The organism is Trinickia mobilis (assembly GCF_017315705.1).
Taxonomy (GTDB): Bacteria; Pseudomonadota; Gammaproteobacteria; order Burkholderiales; family Burkholderiaceae; genus Trinickia_A; species Trinickia_A mobilis.
Window position 1 is genome coordinate 1 of sequence record NZ_JAFLRF010000003.1, and the last position, 16,244, is coordinate 16,244.

12 protein-coding genes and 2 pseudogenes are annotated in these 16,244 nt (G+C 58.4%); 7 read left to right on the forward strand and 7 right to left on the reverse strand.

Annotated features, from left to right (window positions below; genetic code table 11):
• Positions 1 to 163: 163 nt before the first annotated feature.
• The 3 genes and pseudogenes from J3489_RS05020 to J3489_RS05030 form a co-directional block, all read right to left on the reverse strand.
• The gene (locus J3489_RS05020) at positions 164 to 454 is read right to left on the reverse strand and encodes a TSUP family transporter (RefSeq protein WP_242539795.1); all 291 of its coding nucleotides are present in this window, start codon (positions 452 to 454) and stop codon (positions 164 to 166) included.
• A 112-nt stretch (positions 455 to 566) separates the two neighbouring features.
• A pseudogene (locus tag J3489_RS38740) lies at positions 567 to 968 on the reverse strand (TSUP family transporter); the annotation flags it as partial.
• A gap of 42 nt (positions 969 to 1,010) precedes the next feature.
• Positions 1,011 to 1,329, reverse strand: a pseudogene (locus J3489_RS05030) (YnfA family protein).
• Between the two features lie 549 nt (positions 1,330 to 1,878).
• Here J3489_RS05030 and J3489_RS05035 point away from each other — a divergent pair.
• The 5 genes from J3489_RS05035 to J3489_RS05055 all read left to right on the forward strand — a co-directional run bounded on the left by J3489_RS05035 (position 1,879) and on the right by J3489_RS05055 (position 5,851).
• Positions 1,879 to 2,334 carry a hypothetical protein gene (locus J3489_RS05035; protein ID WP_242539797.1) on the forward strand — a complete coding sequence of 152 codons (456 nt, stop codon included), beginning with the start codon at positions 1,879 to 1,881 and terminating at the stop codon, positions 2,332 to 2,334.
• Between the two features lie 14 nt (positions 2,335 to 2,348).
• Positions 2,349 to 2,822, forward strand: coding sequence for a hypothetical protein (locus J3489_RS05040; RefSeq protein ID WP_206996624.1), 474 nt, complete (start codon positions 2,349 to 2,351; stop codon positions 2,820 to 2,822).
• Positions 2,823 to 3,339: 517 nt separating this feature from the next.
• Positions 3,340 to 3,684: a hypothetical protein gene (locus tag J3489_RS05045; protein ID WP_206996625.1), complete on the forward strand. Its 345-nt coding sequence runs from the start codon at positions 3,340 to 3,342 to the stop codon at positions 3,682 to 3,684.
• A gap of 854 nt (positions 3,685 to 4,538) precedes the next feature.
• The gene (locus J3489_RS05050) at positions 4,539 to 4,850 is read left to right on the forward strand and encodes a DUF4148 domain-containing protein (protein ID WP_206996626.1); all 312 of its coding nucleotides are present in this window, start codon (positions 4,539 to 4,541) and stop codon (positions 4,848 to 4,850) included.
• Between the two features lie 668 nt (positions 4,851 to 5,518).
• Positions 5,519 to 5,851 (forward strand): DUF4148 domain-containing protein, encoded by a 333-nt coding sequence (locus J3489_RS05055; protein ID WP_206996627.1) that lies wholly within the window; start codon positions 5,519 to 5,521, stop codon positions 5,849 to 5,851.
• Between the two features lie 682 nt (positions 5,852 to 6,533).
• Here J3489_RS05055 and J3489_RS05060 read toward each other — a convergent pair.
• From J3489_RS05060 to J3489_RS05075, 4 genes are all read right to left on the reverse strand, one after another.
• Entirely contained in the window at positions 6,534 to 7,589 is a 1,056-nt protein-coding gene (locus J3489_RS05060; protein ID WP_206996628.1) for an alpha/beta hydrolase, read from the reverse strand.
• A 98-nt stretch (positions 7,590 to 7,687) separates the two neighbouring features.
• Positions 7,688 to 9,181 (reverse strand): efflux transporter outer membrane subunit, encoded by a 1,494-nt coding sequence (locus J3489_RS05065; protein ID WP_206996629.1) that lies wholly within the window; start codon positions 9,179 to 9,181, stop codon positions 7,688 to 7,690.
• 18 nt (positions 9,182 to 9,199) lie between these two features.
• The gene (locus tag J3489_RS05070) at positions 9,200 to 12,292 is read right to left on the reverse strand and encodes an efflux RND transporter permease subunit (protein ID WP_242539798.1); all 3,093 of its coding nucleotides are present in this window, start codon (positions 12,290 to 12,292) and stop codon (positions 9,200 to 9,202) included.
• A gap of 23 nt (positions 12,293 to 12,315) precedes the next feature.
• Positions 12,316 to 13,572: an efflux RND transporter periplasmic adaptor subunit gene (locus tag J3489_RS05075; protein ID WP_206996631.1), complete on the reverse strand. Its 1,257-nt coding sequence runs from the start codon at positions 13,570 to 13,572 to the stop codon at positions 12,316 to 12,318.
• 492 nt (positions 13,573 to 14,064) lie between these two features.
• Here J3489_RS05075 and J3489_RS05080 point away from each other — a divergent pair, with 492 nt between their 5' ends.
• A complete protein-coding gene (locus J3489_RS05080) occupies positions 14,065 to 14,739 on the forward strand; it encodes a heavy metal response regulator transcription factor (RefSeq protein WP_206996632.1) in 675 nt (224 codons plus the stop codon).
• A complete protein-coding gene (locus tag J3489_RS05085; RefSeq protein ID WP_206996633.1) occupies positions 14,736 to 16,145 on the forward strand; it encodes a heavy metal sensor histidine kinase in 1,410 nt (469 codons plus the stop codon). Before J3489_RS05080 ends, J3489_RS05085 begins: the two co-directional genes overlap by 4 nt.
• Positions 16,146 to 16,244 lie beyond the last annotated feature (99 nt).

Consider the following 16,244-nt stretch of genomic DNA (forward strand, 5'->3'; position numbering starts at 1 on the left):
AACTTACACCATGGTCACCTTCCACCTCAGGCACTTGCCCCCTCAGCCTTCTTGCACATATCTCCGCACACTACCCAATAGGCTTCGAGCTTACGGGTTCGGCCAGTTTCGGTCAGTGGCGCAGCGGTGCTGGATAAAGGGTGTGGTTCAACCGGATGCGACATCAGCCGTGCTGCCAGACCTTTATCGACGAGATCACCAGAATCGCTGCGAGTACTGGCAGCAGCACGGCGCTGGAGGTGATGCCGACCAACCGGCCGCCCACGAATGCGCCGCCGATCGAGCCGGCCGCCATCAGGAGCACGAATGCCCAGTGCCTTCGCAAGACCGCGAAACTGCTGTCCTGGCTGTAGCGCGCGAATCCGGTCAGCATCGTCGGTAAGCTCACCACCAGACTGAGGCTGCCCGCCAGCTTGATGTCGATACCGAAGAGCAGCACCAGCGTCGGTATCAAGAGTTCTCCGCCGGCCACGCCCATCAGAGCCGCGACGGTGCCGATGATGAGGACCTGCGATTACGCCCAGCGTCATCTGCATCATCCCCGTCACGGGCACTGAGTCGTGATGCGTCGCACTGTGGCCGAACAGCAGGATCGCCGCAATCGCGACAAGCAAACCGGCAATCACCTTGTACAGCAGTTGGGGACGCGTTCGCGTTGCCCAGCCTGCGCCCCGCCAGGCGCCGAGGAGACTGCCGGCCAACAGGTTCACGATCACAGGCCAGTGCGCGAGCACGGCGCTCCATGGCACTGCGTGTGCCCGAAAGGGCAGCGCCGACGCGACAACGACGAGGCTCATCGCCTTGTTGAGAATCACCGCTTCCAGCGCGCCAAACTGAAATGCACCAATAAGCAGCGGCAGGCGAAACTCCGCACCGCCGAGACCAATCAGTCCGCCAAGGGCGCCGATGATCGCTCCGCCACCGAACGCGGCCGGACGATTCCGGGCCACGATGTCCTGCGCTGTCATGTCGTCAGTGATGTTTTGATCATGGCTGCCGCTAAAACCGGATCACCTTGGCTGGAATGCGATAAGGGCCATGCCCGTTAGCGTGAAAGCCACCCCCCGTCCAGTCCCACAACGTGGGGCGGATACCGTCTACACACCAGAGCCAGATGATCGCCACTGAGATGTAGACACCCCCATATGCTGCATACGTTCGACCGGCTGCTGAGGGTTGAAGCGTAAGAAGCCATGCAAAGACTGCGAGCGAGAATGCCGCGGGAATCAACAGCCAGACGCTTCCGCCATCTCTCAACCACCGGAATGGTAGGTAGCAACCGATAATTTCCGCCAGCGCGGTGAGAACAAACAGCAAAAACTTCTTCATTTGCTAGCGGGTGCTTGAGAAAGACTGTGTGTCGTACGTCGGGGGCGCTCAGCAGTATAGCGGTCCCTTTGTGGCGCGTAAGCAGCCATTGGCCATTAGCTTCCGAGCAGTGGCAGTGGGTCCGTGCTTGCCGCCCGCATGTCAGACGGCAGGCCGAGCGAGTTCCAACGGGTCGTCGGTCCGGGCGCGGCCAGGTTCGGCCATTCACCGTTGGCTCCCAGATTGCTGACAATCACCGATGGACCAGCCTCAAACTCTGCGCTAGCGTGCCGTTAGCCGGTTTATAGGCGCGGCCGACAAGGGCGATCAATCAAGGTGCTCGCCAGGTTGCCCAGCGCACAAACGATGTCGCGAGTTGTCGGTGATCATTCGAACGACATCGATTTGTGCGCCGAGATCTTCAGGGTAAGGGAGCGAGGGAGATATTGGAGGCTCGTGTTCATTCGTTGCCGCATGTCACCTGCGAGACGGCATCTGGTCAAAATCGAACCACGTACAGGAGCGCGGATGGCAAACGAACTTGTAGTCCCGTGCTGGACGCGAGGTCGAATGTGGCCGACGCTCGTCTATTTTATTGCTGTCTCGGCGAGCAGTTTGAGGTTGTATAAGGGCAGCCATGCGGCTGGTCCTTGGATAGTGGCAGTGTATTCAATCTTGATTGCCGTGCCGGTTTGCCGAGTGCTGTTCAAAAAGAGGTTCGTCTTCACGGGCCAGCCGAAATCTATTCAGTGCGAGTCGCGTTTCGCTGGAATACTGGTAAACACTAGAGCGCTGGATCCTGCCGCATTTAAATGGGTTCGCTCGCGCATGGGCTCGTTCGAACCGAGGGACGCCATTATTGAAATCGGAATGGAGCACGTCTACGACGCCGTAACCGTGCAAACCATCAAATATGCGATGGGCGAGACGCCTGAGGTGGCAAAAACGCGCACTGAAATTGCCGACATTCTCGCAATCGACGATCGCGGACACGAGCGGTTGCCCCCTCAGAAGACCATTTCCTAGGAATGTCATCGAAGATGAAAAATGAAGACCGGGACCCAATAATCATATGGCGCATTCTCCTGCTGTCGGTCATTTCCTGCCTCGCAGCGTTTGCCTACTCTGCGACTCCGATCCCAGCAGATCTAGTTGGTATCTGGGCAACAGAGAACTCGCAGTTCAGAGGTGAGGCGCTATGGAAGGGCCATGCCATCTATCTCGACGCGGACGGCAGCGGTGCAGGTGTCGGCGGTGATGGAACAGATGTTTTGGGTGTGCAGTTTTTGGTAACTTCTTATGACACAAAAACCAACATGCTCAAGGTTGACTTAATCGACAATGAAAAGATCACTTCTAGTGAGATCATGATTTACGATCCGGCAAAAAAGACACTTTCTTTTGATCCTTCTCTTTTTTCCGCAAAGCGTCCTGTGCAAATCTTCAGTCGTCGCGCGAATCGAATTTCAGCCAATATGAGAAAATCGCTTGGGTTTCCCATAAAATCAAAGTGAATACGTCGTCTGTTTGTGCGTATCCCGAGCGCCATACGCCAGCTTTTTCAAGAGCCCTGGTCGCCGTCAAGTGATAGCGATGGAGCGAGCAATGGCTGCTTTCGCTTCGCACCAGTGGCCGTTGCGGGTCGCATTGTGCCGATCGTTGACATTTATTTTGTGTTGGCGGCGCAAACTGATTAATTTTGAGGACTATGCCGTGAGTCTAATAGACGAATCAGAAGGCGAAACATCAACTCAGATAATCTCAGGAAGGCGTCGCAGTAGATGGTCGTTACGGTCGCTCTTCCTACTATTCAGCACTAGTTTTTTGTTCTTGGCGAGTGCTAGTTTGGCCTGGGCAGGCGATGACATTATAGATGTGTCGGTTGGGTATTATAACAATAATCGCGCACATTTCCATATTCCAAAAATATATAAACCGGAGGTGTATGACAGCTTTTATCGAGTTATTGTGGACTATCCTTCGATGCGCCCGACTATATGGTCGAGGTCTCCACCAATAAACAAGACTTCCTTGGACATCGTGATCAACGGATATCCGAAAAACGGCACATTTGCCGACGTTGTTGTGAACGGAGTCACCGGATCACGAATTGCGGGATATGAGAACGGCTACACCGTTTATGTTGAGCCGATCCGATCGACGCCGAGAAAAATCCTGGCGTTTAAGGATGCGCGCGAGAACAATGTGGTGGTGGAAATTGAGGGGAGCTGGTCGATCCGAAATCAGATAAACCATGGAATCGCGCAACGGTATATGATCACTTTTTCTTTCGATAAGAGTTTGAATGTTGATTATCGGGAAATCGATGATGCCGTGTCAAAATTTATATCGGCAATGTATGTTGGTAATAACTGAATTGGCGAAAGATAGGGCTGCGCGCATTTCTTATTTAGAGGCACTCTATAGCCATCATGGGTGGTGGACATCCCGTTCAATTAAGCCCGTTTGAAGTTTCGTGTACGAACTGGCTATGCATGTTGCCTTCGTTGCGCTCAGGTAATCTCCTTGCCTAGCAAGAAGCCAGGGAGGCTACAGCCGTCTCGAATGGCCGCTTCGTGGTGCGACGACTGTCTCTTGTGGGTCGCTTGCTGTCCTCCAAACGGGCACATAGCTGCCTTTCGACCTGATCGTGTGCTCGACGTCAGCAATACTGAGCAAAGCCGCCGTTGGCCGATGGTTGCGCCAGTGGCGGCTATGGCCGAATTGTTCGCGTAGCTCGACCGTTCTCTGCCGTCGCCGGGGGCGGCACCGGCGGATGTGTGCCCGCGGCGAAGCGTGCGGTTATGCCAAGTTACACCGGATTTTTCGTGTCTAACATGAGGTTGAAACTGCCGCTACGCCAAAAGACTACGGTTATAGCGATCGCGCGGTTCCCGCGCGCTGCGCATCGCCATTGAAAGTCGATTTCTTCAGGCACGACGGAATAACCGTCGATCAATCGCGTTATCTGTCGCAATGGCAGTCTGACGATCGGAGCGTGATTCGTTGTCCGATCCCGCTTGCGCCCTGTGCCGGCGCTGTCGGTATGTGCTTTGACGGCTCCCGCGGCACTGGAATGAATGCCAGCCACCAAGCCTGGAGCGATCTTGAGTCACAACATGGTTCAACCCGGATGGCTGCGGATTACGCATTGGATCAACGCAAAGTCACGCGCGACTGGCGGCATCGCACCCCTAGCGCTGCGCCGATCGGATGGGTGGAGATGCGCTATGGAAAACCTCACGAGAACTCGCTCGACGCTTACTATGTTAGTGCTCCTGCTGGCTGGATGTGCCGTCGGCGGCGTGCCACGAAGCGGGCCGCACCTGAGCCCAACGGAGTGCCGCGACTTGGCCGCACTTAGAAGCAACGCGCCTCCGACGATGGCGCAACACCACAGCGAGCTTGCGGCCCTCAGGAAAGCGGGCTACGACCCGCCACCATGGTACGACGACCCATACTACCCAGAGGATCTACAGGCGGCGCAGCGCCTAGTCGACTATTGGTTCGAAACGGAGTGCCAGCAGTTTCAACCCGGGTGAGAAGCCCCGGAGCCACTGCGGACATCCTCAGACTTAGCGCGTAGCAACCGCGCGTCGCATCGCAGCGCTGATCCCTTGCCGCGTGGGCGTGCAAACCGCCCCACGGGTCTCCTTTCAAGGAATGCACACAGGGCACCGCGATTTGGCATCGCAAGTGTATTCGCCCGTTGGCCAATAGCTTGCTCTCGCCGTCAATTTGGAAAAACGATCAAGATTGCTTTCAGCGGGTGGCAACCTCAAGATTGATGCAGCCAACGCACTTGCTCTCCTCGAAAGTGATCCGGTGGGAAATAAGAGCACGAGACGACGCAGCCCTCGAACGGGAGTTTTTCAGTTCTTTAGTATCGAGCAGCCTTCACTAAAAAACTTTGGGGTCGGCGCACTGCATAGGTGATGGCCGGAGCCCATGACCGTTATCTGCAGTTTCACCGGGCCCTTTTTCTGATCTTCCGCATCAGGTTTTCAATGTCACGATGCCGCTTGGTCCGATGCCTCTAAACGGTTACTCGTGCTCGTGTGTTTGGAGCAGAGTGGGAATTTTTCTGTCTTCAAGCGCGACTTTGTAGATTACCGAAGCGTCATTTTCGGGCCATGCCATTTTCACGCGGTCGATCCAATAATAAAAACACGAGATCAATGCTCTCCGATTTCATTCTCAAGGAGCTTTTATGAAAATCAAATTTTGCGTAGCATTCATGGCGATAATGTCTGCGACATCTGTTTTTGCTGAAAATGGTCACGATGACCCGAAGTCAGCCGCCTCCGTCGAGGCATACACGAGAGACCAAACCGAAAAATCGCTGTCCAGTCTCGATGCAGTTAAGGCAGAAGTTCCCGGGGCAGAAAAAACACGTGGGCAGGTGCGGCAAGAACTGATCGAGTCAGAACGCGCTGGCCTCGTGCCTGTTGGGAGAACTGATTATCCACCGAGTCAGGCGACGATTAACCGCAATCGAGTGCGCTTCAGTCTTGCCGAGAAGTACTGGACGAGGCAACAGTAACAAGAAGATATTTCTAGCCATAGACATCCTTCTTTTATTATGCATAGATATATGAACACTATAAGTCGTTTTAAGCGTGGTATTGATGTCGCGGCCCAATGTCGAGATCCATCGACGCGCTACCTCCGTGGGCAATTTATGCTGTCGCGATCTTTTTCATTGAGCCGTCTGATTGTTCTTTTTGCTTTATTTGGAGCGGTGGCAGGGTGCGCAAACTCGACGACGGGAGGAACGGCAGATTCTCTTGCCCGCAACGAAACGCCGCGCCTTCCACACGAATATCCCTGCCAATATATGCATGTGAAAACCTTGAACTGCCCGTCGAGGTAGAAGCAGCCATCGAGTCGTAGAGTAAGAATTTTTCTTCAAACTTGACTTTGTAGATTGCCGACGCGTCATTTTCGAGTCATGCCATTTTCAGGCGGTCGATCCAATAATAAAAAGCCCGCACCAATGCCGTCCGATTCCGCTTTCGGCGAGTTTTTACGAAAATCAAATTTTCCGCAGCGATTGTGGCTACGAGGTTTGCGAGCCCAAAATAGGTACTCACACGCAGAGAGCGCGACGCGTTTGCGGATCAGGCAGATCGATCGGTGGTTGCGCCGGCACAGGCGACACAGCGGACACCCGAACAGTCGCAATCCTTGTCGGGAGGAGCAAAAGCGCTCCTCGCGAATGGGGGTCAATGGCCGAGGTGCTTGTCGAAGAATTGAGTGATTTCTGCGAATGCCGCTCTGGCCTCGGGCACGCGATCATCCATCTGGTACTGAGCGTGCGATATTCCGTCGAAAACTTCGAGTTGTGCATCGACACCGGACTGCTGAAGCTTCTGGTGCACACGGACCGTGTTGCTGAGCAGCAAGTCGCGTGTTCCCGTGGTCAGGATCGCCGGCGGAAAGCCATGCATATCGCCGTAGACGGGTGAGAGCAGCGGGTCCTTCAGATTATGACCGTGCGCGTAGACAATTGCCGCGGCATGGCAGAACCCATTGGGCGACACCAGGACGTTGTCCACCTTTTCGTTCGTGTAGAACGAGTCGCCAGTCTTCGTCAGGTCGGACATTGGCGTACCGGGCGCGATCGCACCCGGCATTTTCAGCCCTTCCTGCTTCGCGCGCAGCATCAGCTCGAGCACGAGCGCGCCGCCGGCCGAGGTCCCGAAAACGCCTACATTCTTCGGGTCGCTCGTCCGGAGCACCGACTTATACACAGTCTCGACGTCGTCGAGCGCCGCGGGGAAATAAGCCTCGGGCGGCATGCGGTAGTCGACCGAAATGACCTTGTAGTGTCCAAGACCCGCCATGATGATGGCCTCGCCCGTGCCCGACTCGCCAGGGTAAAGCTCGTAGCAGCCGCCATGGATATGAATCAGCACCTTGTCGCGATGTTCGGGCGGAATATGGTTGGGCGTCACGATGTGCACCCTCACGCCGTTGATCGTCGATGCCTGCACCGTCACGTCCAGACGCTCGCGCAGGGCCGGGAGCGTTTGCATGACCTTTGCGGCCTGTGCGTTGGCAGCCGTTCTCCATTGCTCGCCCGTCGTCCACAAGACATTCCAGGCGGGGTTGAGTGGCGCCGCGATGAGCTTTTGCAATTGGGGGCTGACTTCCGTCGGCACCGGAATGGTCTTCGCGGGCACTTGGCGGGGCGCAAGCGCACCGTCGTCGGCAAGCGCCGCGCCGGAAACTGAGGCGAAGGCGGCGGCCGCGAGCAGGAGGAATTGAGTGAGCTTCATCTTGGAGCTGTCTCCGGTTCTGGCTTACCAACGTAGTGCGTCGACAGACAGGTGACGTTTCCGCCGCCGGGCCGGCGATGCATGCTCACGCAAGGCGATCAATTGCCTGCGATTTGTTTGCCGGGAGAGGGAAGGGGATCGGAGCGATTCCACCAACCACCGCCCAGCGCCTGGAATAGTGCCGCGGTATCGGCGAGGCGCGCCGACTGTGCCTGAACCACCGCAAGCCGTGCTGCCTCCTCAATCTGCTCCGCGTTTAGAACGTCCAGATTCGACATCGCGCCAAACTGCTGCTGTTTTTGAGTCAGATCCAGGGAGCGGGACGCGGCCTGTTCGGCGGTAACGGCGGCTTGCAGCGTATTGGCGTCGTACTGCAATGCCCGCAGAACATCGGCGACGTTCTGATACGCGCCGATCACGGTCACGCGATACTGCGCCGCCGCCTGGTCGAACGCTGCCTGTGCTGCGCGCTGACGATGCATGAGCGTTCCGCCGTCAAAAATCGGTTGGGATAATTTGCCGATCACGGTGAAGAATTGGTTGTACGGCGAAAAGGCATTGGCGATCGCACCCGGCGACGTGCCGAACGACGCCGTCAATGAGAGCTGTGGCAGGCGGTTAGCAATCGCGACGCCGACCTGCGCACTCGCCGCGTGCAGTGTTGCAGCCGCAGCGAGAATGTCCGGGCGTTGCTCGACCAGCTTCGACGCAATGCTGACCGGCAACTCCTGCGGCAGATGCAAGGAAGAGAGTTCGAAATTCGCGGCCAGGTCCTCATTCGGCAAGCCACCAACAAGCGCAATCAGCGCGTTGCGCTGCAGGGCCAGTTCTTTTTGCATCGACGGCAGCCGTTCCTCAGCCTGGGCCAACACGGCCTCTTGCTGAAGCACGTCCGATTGCGCAATTTCACCCAGCGCATATTCGCGCTGCAGGATATCCCGGAGTTGCGTGTCCGCCTTGATCGTTTCCTGTTGTGCGGCGATCTGTCCGCGCAGTCCAGCCTCCTGAATGGCAGCCAGCACGACGTTCGTGCTCAGGGTCAGATATGCCGCCTCCAGCTCGAAGCGCTGATTGTCAGCCTGAGCCGCAAACGATTCGACCGTCCGGCGGCCGAGGCCGAACGCGTCAAGAGAATACGAAACGGTGAGGCCGGCCGAATAGAGCGAATAGATGGATTTGTTGTTCGCAGCAACCGGTGCGAGGCTTGCAATTGAAGTCTGGTTCTTGCTGCCGGACACGTCGAGTCCGACGCTGGGCAAGAGTGTGCCGCCTTGCGCGAGCATGTTTTCCCGCGCCACCCCGAGCGCGGCCTGGGCCGCTGCGATCGTGGGATTGGCTCTGAACGACCGGTCCACGAGCTCATTCAGAGCCTGTGACTGAAACAGTTCCCACCAGCGGCCCGAGATGTCCTTGTCCTCGATGAAGCTTTGCGCTCCACCGAATTGAGCGGGTGTCGATGTTGTGGTCCGCGCGAGCGGCTCCGGCGTGTATCCGGCGCCGCTCGGCGCCGACGGCTGCTTGAAGTTCGGACCGACCGCACAACCTGCGAGTAGCAAGGTTGCCAAAAGATTTGTAGAGCGCCTGAAAGCCATGACTGAAGAACCCCCTTTTTATTCTGCAAATTGTGGCTGGGATGCGGACTCGGCTGACGTGCGCGGGGCCCGTCGCTTGCCGCTAAACCAGGGGTAGACAGCAGGCAGCACCAGCAGCGTCAGCAGCGTGGCGGACACCAGTCCGCCGATCACGACGGTGGCAAGCGGTCGCTGGACTTCAGCACCCGAGCCGGTGGAAAGCGCCATCGGCAGGAAGCCCAGGCTCGCGACGGTCGCGGTCATCAGCACGGGCCGCAACCGGGTCATCGCGGCTTGCATCGCGGCCTCCACGGCATCGAGACCGCTTGCGCGCCTTTCTTCGATGTAACTCACCATCACCACACCATTCAGGACCGCAATTCCGAATAGCGCGATGAAGCCGACCGCAGCGGAAATGCTGAACGGCAGTCCGCGCATCGAAAGTGCGAAAATTCCGCCGATCGACGCAAACGGCACATTGAAGAAGATGAGCGCGGCGAGCCGCCAGCTTTTGAACATCAGGAACAGCAGCGCAAAAATCAACGCGAGCGCGGCCGGTACGACGACCGCAAGGCGCGACATCGCTTCCTGGAGATTCTGGAAACTCCCCGCCCACGAAACCGAATATCCGGGCGGCAGATGCACCTGTGATGTGACCGCCTGCTGCGCAGCCGCCACAAAACCGGCAAGATCGCGGCCGCGCACATTGGCCTGCACCGTGATGACGCGGTGTCCCTGCTCGCGTGCGATTGCAGAGGGCCCCGGCTCCATGCGTATGTCAGCGATCTCGCTCAACGGAACGGCGCGGCCCGCGCTGTCGCTGACACGCAGATCGCCGATTCTCGCAACGCTGTCCCGGTCATGCGGCTGAAGGCGAACGCGGATATCGAAGCGACCATCGCCGTCGACGATCGTGCCCACGGTGCGGCCGCCCAGCGACTGCACGAGGTCGAGCACCTGACTGGCATTTAATCCATAGCGCGCGATCGCCTCACGATTGACGACGATGCGCAGATAGGGCTGGCCGATCGTCTGTTCGGCCTCGACGTCGGCGGCACCGGGCACGCGTGCGAGAACGGCGGCCACGCGCTCCGCCGTGTCGTGCAGCGTGTTGAGGTCGTTGCCGTGGATTCGCACAGCAACGTCTGCCTGTACGCCCTGCAGCATGTCGTCCATGCGCATTTCGATAGGCTGCGCCCAACTCAGTTGCAGGCCGGGGACGTTGCGTTTCAACGCTGCTGAATAAGCGGCGACGAGTCCTTCCTGAGTTTGCGCAGTGCGCCATTGGGAGGTCGGCTTGAGCATGATGAACGTATCGCTCTGCTCGACCCCCATCGGGTCCGTCGGAATCTCCGAGGTACCACCCAGAGTGACCGTCGACTGCACCTCCGGAAAGCGCATCAGGGTGCGCTCGATCATCGTCTGCGTTTGAATGGCCGAGGCGAGCGAGATGCCAGGCAGTTTGGTCGTCGTGACAGTCAGCGCACCTTCGTCGAGACGCGGCAGAAATTCGGCACCAAGGCGCGAGCCGGCCGCGCAAGCGCTCAACAACAGCAGTACGGCCAGTCCCATCGCAATGCCGGGATGCCGGGCGGTTCGCGCCAGCGCCGGCTTGTACATGCGGCGAGCCCATTGGATGATGCGGCTGTCATGTTCCGCCACCTTGCGCCGGAGCAGAAAACTCGCGAGCACCGGCATGAGCGTGAGGGTGAGCGCAAGCGAAGCGATGAGTGCGAAGATCACGGTCATCGCCATCGGTTTAAACATCTTTCCTTCGACACCCTGCAGGCTAAGGATGGGCAGGTAGACGGCAGTGATAATCACGACGGCATACGTGACCGGTCGCGCGACTTCCTGGGCCGCCTCGCGGACCGTCTGCAGGACCGGGCGGTCCGGCATTTCCGCGCGTCGACGCACGACGTTTTCAATCAGCACGACGGCGCCGTCGACGAGAAGACCGAAGTCGATCGCACCCAGGCTCATCAGGTTGCCGGACATGCCGGCGTAGTACATCGCGGTAATGGCGGCCAGCATAGAGAGCGGAATGGCCAGCGCCACGATCAAGCCGGCCCGAGCGTTACCCAGCAGCAAAAACAACACCACCATGACGAGAACCGCACCCTCGGCCAGATTGTGGGCGACGGTATGGAGCACGCGGCCCATGAGATCCGCACGGTTGTAGTAGGGCGCTATCTCGACGCCAGGGGGAAGGGAGCGCTGGATCTGCTTGATAGTCGATTCAACATTCTGCGCAACGACCCGCGTGTTCTGGCCGAGCGACATCAAGACGACGCCCACCACCGCCTCGCCGTGGCCGTCTCGCGTCACGCCGCCAAGGCGTGGCATCGGCGCCTCGACCACCTTGGCGACGTCGTGCACGTAAAGCGGCGCGCCGCCGCTGCGCGTGCGCAACACGATGTTGCCGATGTCTGCGCTCTTTTGCAGCAGACCCTCGCCGCGGATGATCGCCTCACCGCCGTTGTGCTCGATCGTTGCGCCGCCGGAGGAACCGTTGTTCACTTGTACGGCATTGAATACATCGTCGATTGACAGGCCGTAGCGAGTCAAAGCATCGTCCGAGACCTGCACTTCGTAGGTCTTGAGTTCGCCGCCATTGACGTTGACGTCCACCACGCCGGGCACTTGGCGCAGACGAGGAGCGACCTGCCAGTCGAGGATCGTGCGCAAGTCCATCAACGACTGTCCCTTGCCGCGCACCTGGAACTGGTAGATTTCGCTCAGACCGTCGGAGAGCGGCCCTAGCTGCGGTGCACTGGTACCGGGCGGCAATTGCAGGGTCTGCAGACGCTCGGTCACCAGGTTGCGATCGAGGTAGATGTTCCCGCCGTCCGCAAAGCGCACGTAAAGTACGGACACACCGTAACGCGATATGGAGCGCAGCCCCTGCATGCCCGGCAGGCCCTGCAGCGCCAGTTCAATCGGCGCGGTGATGTTGCGCTCGACATCGAGCGGGGCAAGACCCGGCGCCTGGGTGGTGACCAGTACCTGAAGAGGCGAAATGTCAGGGTCGGCATCGAACGGCAAGCGCTGCATGCTCATGAAGCCGATACCGACCAGAAGCAGAACCAGAAGCAGTACGACGGCGCGGTTTCCGAGCGCCGCGTCGATCATCTTCGTAATCATGGGGTGGCCTCTTAGCCTTCGTCCGGAATGGCGTTCTGAAGGAAATCGGCTTTGAGCCAATAGCTGCCGTTGGTCACGACCTGCGTACCCGCCTTCACGCCCTCGATAATTTCAGTGAACCCGCCGCTGCTGACACCTGTGCGGACGACTTGCTTCGTGAAGTGGCCGGCGCCGGACGGAATAAAGACCGCTGTTTGACCATCCACGTCCTGCAGCGCGCTATCCGGCACCAGTACGGCATCGCGTCCGAGCGGCGACGCGATATTCGCTGTGGCGAACATGTTGGCGCGCAGGGCACCGTCGGGGTTCGGCAGGTCGCACCGCACGGTCACGGTACCGGTGTTCGGATCGACCTGGTCGGCGATGTAGGTGACATGTCCGGCGAACTGTTTGCCGGGATACGCATCGACCGTGACGGCGACCGCATCACCCTCTTTGATGATGCCCAATTCCCGTTCCGGGACATTGGCTTGCAACCAGACTGTCGAAAGATCCGCCACTGCAAAGATCTGCAGCGACGTGTCGACGATATCGCCGGGCGCGGCTCCCACCGAATTGATCACACCGTCAAAGGGCGCCACTACAGCGCCCAACGAATCGCCGGGGCCCAGTCTGGTCAAAGCGGCGTTGTCGCCACTCCTCGCGAGCGACCCGCTCGGCACCAGCCGCTGTCTCATGCCCAGCCACTTTTGCAACTCCGCCTCGCGCGAGCGTAACGTGGCCTGCGCGCTTGCGACCATCGAACGACGGCGCTCGAGTTCGCTTTGGGCCATCGCACCAATGCCAACCAGCTCAGTGGCGCGCGTCAACGCCACTTGGGCGGTCGTGGCCGCGACCGTCGCGTCCGTGACGGCGGCCTGGGCGCTCGCCACCTGACTGCGCACATCGCTGAGATCGAAGTCATCCAGGATGGCGAGCCGTTGGCCCGCACGCACGCGTTGCCCCACCACAACGTCAATTGCTTCGATCCGCCCGCGCGATGGAGAACTGACTTGAGCGAGATGCCTTGCGTCGAAACTGACCACGCCCGTGGCCTGCACCGAGCGCACAAGCGGCCGGAGCTCGGCGTCGGCGAAGTGCAGGTCCATATTGGCAAGCGCCTCGCGCGGCACGTCCACTGCGGTCGGTACCGGCGGGTTAGACGCGACGGCGGAGGGCGGCGTCGTGTTCGCCTCGGCCGGAGAAAACGCATGAAAAGCGACCAGACTGCCGACGACCACGACGCCGGCGGAGCCAATCGATACCAAAAGCCGCCTGCGGGTCAGCATGTCGCCTCCGCGCGCGCTGTCCGGTGCGACCGGGCGCCCCGGCCAATATCGTCAGTATCGTTGGCATCACTAACGAAGCTGTGACGAGCTCGCATGCACATCGCAGACGTATGGGTATTTTGCATTTTCTGTGATCACTCAAGCATTGGAATGAAGGCCGACCCGAAAGCCGTTCCGGTTGACCTTGGAGTGATGTAATTTTTGCCTCGGCGCAATGAACGCGGTGTGGCGAGAAAATGACTTTTCGGTCATTCCTTCGTCATCGCGACGATGAACGCCCGACAGACGAAACAGCGCGTAACTGGTACGATTCACTGCAGGCCATCGGTTTGCTCGCAACCACAACCTGGCCGAAAATGACTGTTAAGTCATCCGCACCAAGATGGCAAAAATGTAATTTTCTTGCCATTCGTCTGTATCAATCGCCAGGATAGCTTTGACAATGCGGCGTTGGCTCCGCTATAGCTTCCTGTCCTAAAAGGTATTCGTGTAATGAGGATCCTGATCGTTGAGGACGAGCCCAAGATGGCGTCCTACCTTCGCAAGGGGCTGACGGAAGCCAGCTTTACTGTCGATATCGCCGCGGACGGGAGGGACGGACTGTTCCTCGCGTTGCACGAGGATTTCGACCTGATCGTGCTCGATGTGATGTTGCCGGAGCTGGATGGACTCAGCGTGCTTAAACGCCTGCGAATGGAAAAAAAGCACACGCCCGTGCTATTGCTCACGGCGCGGGATACGGTCGAAGACAAGGTCGCCGGCTTCGAATCGGGCGCTGACGATTACCTTTCCAAGCCGTTCGCCTACGCCGAGTTGCTGGCGAGGATTCGCTCGCTGATCCGTCGGGCGCCGCGTACAGCGCGCGATGTCCTGGTAGTCGGGGATCTTGAGATCGATCTGATCAAACGGAGAAGTCGACGCGGGAACGCGCGCATCGACCTGACGGCCCAGGAATTTGCGCTTTTGCAACTTCTTGCTGAACGGCAAGGGGAGGTACTGACGCGGACGTTCGTAACGTCACAGATCTGGGATATGAATTTCGACAGTGACACGAATGTGGTCGATGTTGCCGTCAAACGCCTTCGCGCGAAAATTGACGCCGCATTTGACAATAAATTGCTGCATACCGTTCGAGGCATGGGCTACGTGCTCGAGGACAGATCTTGACTGCCTCTGCCAGACCTGCCGTCGCCAGACCGTATTCTCTACTTAAGCGCCTGACGGTAGCGATCTCGGTCGTTGCGCTATTCGTGTTTGCGTTGGTGGGTGGTCTGCTATACGACACGCTAGGGCTCGAACTCCAACGGCGGGATGACACCGAGATCGCCGAGAAGCTGGATCAGTTTCTACAACAGGCTCGCGATTTCGGTTCAACACAGGTGCTGCGCCAAAAAAGTGCGGTTTTCCATGAAGTGCTGCAGTCGCATCCTGCCGTCTATCTCCTGATCGCGAACAGCCGCGGCGACATCCTGGTCCAGCATTCGAACAAGCCTTCGCGGGAGTTGAGATCTATCGGGTCAAGTCACCCCGGTCAACATACGGCGTATACGTGTGATCCCCCAACCATCGGATCTTCCCGCTGCATCTTTGCGGACGAAACTCTGCCCTCAGGCGAAGGGATTCGCGTCGTTCTCGCGCACGTGGCGACGGAACGGCAATCGCTACTCGACACCTATCAAGTCGATGTTTGGCTAGCGATTGCCGCGGGGTCGATCTTGATGGGCATCCTGGGTTATGCAATCGCGAGCAGGGGACTTTCGCCTGTAAAAGCGATTGGCCGTCAGACGTCAACCATTGAAGCGCACAGGCTGAACGAGCGCCTCGATATCAGCGCGGGTCCCATCGAATTGCAGGAAATTGCGGTATCGGTCAATCGCATGCTTGACCGTCTGGAGCGGGCGTTCATGCGCCTGAGCCAGTTTTCGTCGGATCTGGCTCACGATATGCGAACACCGTTAGCGAACGTGATCAGTTCGTCGCAAATCACGCTGTCCCGCACGAGGACGACGGAAGAATACGAAAACCTGATCGACTCCAATATTGAAGAGTGCGAGCGTCTTCATCGAATGATTGAGAACATGTTGTTTCTCGCGCGAAACGACAATTCAAAGCAGTATTTCAAGCTGGGTGAAGTGGACTGCCGCGGTGAACTCGCGAGGCTTACCTCGTATTTTCAAGGCATCGCCGAAGGGACGGGGGTCCGCTTCGTCATCGATGGCAACGCCACGATCTCCGCGGACCCCACCATGTTTCGCCGGGCAGTCAGCAACCTGATGTCCAATGCACTGGATCACGCCGCGGTGGGAACCGACATCGAACTGCGTACGTACGAATCGGAAGGCTATGTGACCATCGAGGTCACGAATAAGGGTCAGCCCATTCCCCCTGAGCACATCGAGAAAATTTTCGACCGGTTTTATCGAGTCAATGCGGCGAGACACGGGTCAGCCAAGAACACCGGGTTGGGTCTTGCGATCGTGAAGTCGATCATGGAGTCGCATCGGGGCAAGGTGGAAGTTGTGAGCAATCGCGACAACACGACCTTCGCGCTGTATTTTCCACGCTCTGCCTGAATCCACGCCGTCGTAAAGGCAAAAGTCCCCTTCAGGGGGGCGACCTTCACGCCTTCTGGCGTACCTGACGATCACGCCCTGCTCGGTCAGGGAGCGCGA

Bases quoted from the DNA above. Each gene is read 5' to 3' on its own strand.
- J3489_RS05050 (WP_206996626.1), top strand. From the start codon at position 4,539: ATGGAAAACCTCACGAGAACTCGCTCGACGCTTACTATGTTAGTGCTC.
- J3489_RS05040 (WP_206996624.1), top strand. From the start codon at position 2,349: ATGAAAAATGAAGACCGGGACCCAATAATCATATGGCGCATTCTCCTG.
- J3489_RS05055 (WP_206996627.1), top strand. From the start codon at position 5,519: ATGAAAATCAAATTTTGCGTAGCATTCATGGCGATAATGTCTGCGACA.
- J3489_RS05070 (WP_242539798.1), bottom strand. From the start codon at position 12,292: ATGATCGACGCGGCGCTCGGAAACCGCGCCGTCGTACTGCTTCTGGTT.
- J3489_RS05065 (WP_206996629.1), bottom strand. From the start codon at position 9,181: ATGGCTTTCAGGCGCTCTACAAATCTTTTGGCAACCTTGCTACTCGCA.
- J3489_RS05035 (WP_242539797.1), top strand. From the start codon at position 1,879: ATGTGGCCGACGCTCGTCTATTTTATTGCTGTCTCGGCGAGCAGTTTG.
- J3489_RS05075 (WP_206996631.1), bottom strand. From the start codon at position 13,572: ATGCTGACCCGCAGGCGGCTTTTGGTATCGATTGGCTCCGCCGGCGTC.
- J3489_RS05060 (WP_206996628.1), bottom strand. From the start codon at position 7,589: ATGAAGCTCACTCAATTCCTCCTGCTCGCGGCCGCCGCCTTCGCCTCA.
- J3489_RS05080 (WP_206996632.1), top strand. From the start codon at position 14,065: ATGAGGATCCTGATCGTTGAGGACGAGCCCAAGATGGCGTCCTACCTT.